Raw genomic sequence first — 3,159 nt, forward strand, 5'->3', positions numbered from 1 at the left:
ATTGGGTGCCTGGCAGTGTCCTACTCTCACATGGCATCTGCCACACTACCATCGGCGCTACGGCGTTTCACTTCTGTGTTCGGCAAGGATACAGGTGGTTCCACCGCGCTATGGCCGCCAGGCAAAATCATAATCTGAAAAGCTGATGTCCTAATGACTTGCCTTCGGCTCTGTCACTAGCACTGAATTCGTAGTTCTCTCACTTGCTACAAGGCCCAGAACACTTCTTGGGTGTTGTATGGTTAAGCCTCACGGGTAATTAGTACGGGTTAGCTCAATGCATCACTGCACTTACACACCCCGCCTATCAACGTTGTGGTCTCCAACGGCCCTTTAGAACCCTCAAGGGGTCAGGGATGACTCATCTCAGGGCTCGCTTCCCGCTTAGATGCTTTCAGCGGTTATCGATTCCGAACTTAGCTACCGGGCAGTGCCACTGGCGTGACAACCCGAACACCAGAGGTTCGTTCACTCCGGTCCTCTCGTACTAGGAGCAACTCCCTTCAATCATCCAACGCCCACGGCAGATAGGGACCGAACTGTCTCACGACGTTCTGAACCCAGCTCGCGTACCACTTTAAATGGCGAACAGCCATACCCTTGGGACCAACTTCAGCCCCAGGATGTGATGAGCCGACATCGAGGTGCCAAACACCGCCGTCGATATGAACTCTTGGGCGGTATCAGCCTGTTATCCCCGGAGTACCTTTTATCCGTTGAGCGATGGCCCTTCCATTCAGAACCACCGGATCACTATGACCTGCTTTCGCACCTGCTCGACCTGTCCGTCTCGCAGTTAAGCTGGCTTATGCCATTGCACTAACCTCCTGATGTCCGACCAGGATTAGCCAACCTTCGTGCTCCTCCGTTACTCTTTGGGAGGAGACCGCCCCAGTCAAACTACCCACCAGGCACTGTCCGTAACCCCGATTCAGGGGCCAACGTTAGAACATCAAACATACAAGGGTGGTATTTCAAGGTCGGCTCCACGGCAACTGGCGTCACCGCTTCAAAGCCTCCCACCTATCCTACACATGTAGGTTCAATGTTCAGTGCCAAGCTGTAGTAAAGGTTCACGGGGTCTTTCCGTCTAGCCGCGGGTACACTGCATCTTCACAGCGATTTCGATTTCACTGAGTCTCGGGTGGAGACAGCATGGCCATGGTTACACCATTCGTGCAGGTCGGAACTTACCCGACAAGGAATTTCGCTACCTTAGGACCGTTATAGTTACGGCCGCCGTTTACCGGGGCTTCGATCAAGAGCTTCGGTTACCCTAACCCCATCAATTAACCTTCCGGCACCGGGCAGGTGTCACACCCTATACGTCCACTTTCGTGTTTGCAGAGTGCTGTGTTTTTGATAAACAGTCCCAGCCATCTGGTCACTGCGGCTGTCATCAGCTCCATGGGCAAGCCACTTCACCAACAACAGCGTACCTTCTCCCGAAGTTACGGTACTATTTTGCCTAGTTCCTTCACCCGAGTTCTCTCAAGCGCCTTGGTATTCTCTACCCGACCACCTGTGTCGGTTTGGGGTACGATTTCTTGTAATCTGAAGCTTAGAGGCTTTTCCTGGAAGCAGGGCATCAATGGCTTCCACACCGTAGTGTGTTCGTCTCGGGTCTCAGCGTTGCACCTCCGGATTTACCTAAAGGTACCACCTACTCCCTTTCACCAGGACAACCGTCGCCTGGCCCACCTAGCCTTCTCCGTCCCCCCATCGCAATTACAAGAAGTGCTGGAATATTAACCAGCTTCCCATCGACTACGCCTTTCGGCCTCGCCTTAGGGGTCGACTCACCCTGCCCCGATTAACGTTGGACAGGAACCCTTGGTCTTCCGGCGAGGAGGCTTTTCACCCCCTTTATCGTTACTTACGTCAGCATTCGCACTTCTGATATCTCCAGCATGCCTCTCGACACACCTTCGCAGACTTACAGAACGCTCCCCTACCACTCAATCTATTGATTGAATCCGCGGCTTCGGTGCCTGGTTTGAGCCCCGTTACATCTTCCGCGCAGGCCGACTCGACTAGTGAGCTATTACGCTTTCTTTAAATGATGGCTGCTTCTAAGCCAACATCCTAGCTGTCTGAGCCTTCCCACCTCGTTTCCCACTTAACCAGAACTTTGGGACCTTAGCCGGCGGTCTGGGTTGTTTCCCTCTTCACGACGGACGTTAGCACCCGCCGTGTGTCTCCCGGATAGTACTTACTGGTATTCGGAGTTTGCAAAGAGTTGGTAAGTCGGGATGACCCCCTAGTCTTAACAGTGCTCTACCCCCAGTAGTATTCGTCCGAGGCGCTACCTAAATAGCTTTCGGGGAGAACCAGCTATCTCCGAGTTTGATTGGCCTTTCACCCCCAGCCACAGGTCATCCCCTAACTTTGCAACGTTAGTGGGTTCGGTCCTCCAGTTGATGTTACTCAACCTTCAACCTGCCCATGGCTAGATCACCCGGTTTCGGGTCTACACCCTGCAACTATTCGCCCAGTTAAGACTCGGTTTCCCTACGGCTCCCCTATACGGTTAACCTCGCTACAGAATGTAAGTCGCTGACCCATTATACAAAAGGTACGCAGTCACACCCGAAGGTGCTCCCACTGCTTGTACGTACACGGTTTCAGGTTCTATTTCACTCCCCTCACAGGGGTTCTTTTCGCCTTTCCCTCACGGTACTGGTTCACTATCGGTCAGTCAGGAGTATTTAGCCTTGGAGGATGGTCCCCCCATGTTCAGACAGGATATCACGTGTCCCGCCCTACTCGATTTCACCTCGGGTTCGCTTTCGTGTACGGGGCTATCACCCTGTATCGCCGGCCTTTCCAGACCGTTCCACTAGCTTGCCCGTTGCTTAAGGGCTAATCCCCGTTCGCTCGCCGCTACTAAGGGAATCTCGGTTGATTTCTTTTCCTCGGGGTACTTAGATGTTTCAGTTCTCCCGGTTCGCCTCGTTGCACTATGTATTCATGCAACGATACCTAGCTTATGCTAAGTGGGTTTCCCCATTCGGACATGGTTGGTTATAACGCTTCTTACCAGCTCACCAACCCTTTTCGCAGGTTAGTACGTCCTTCATCGCCTCTGACTGCCAAGGCATCCACCGTGTACGCTTAGTCACTTAACCATACAACCCCAAGAAGTGTCGTTTCCGACGC

2 rRNA genes are annotated in these 3,159 nt (G+C 53.0%); both read right to left on the reverse strand.

From position 1 onward, the window contains the following. Nucleotides 1-7 precede the first annotated feature (7 nt). Nucleotides 8-122: ribosomal RNA gene (gene rrf, locus BW958_RS20060) — 5S ribosomal RNA — on the reverse strand. 116 nt (nt 123-238) lie between these two features. After that, nucleotides 239-3,128: ribosomal RNA gene (locus tag BW958_RS20065) — 23S ribosomal RNA — on the reverse strand. Nucleotides 3,129-3,159: the final 31 nt, after the last annotated feature.

The organism is Aeromonas sp. RU39B, from assembly GCF_900156095.1.
Taxonomy (GTDB): Bacteria; Pseudomonadota; Gammaproteobacteria; order Enterobacterales; family Aeromonadaceae; genus Aeromonas.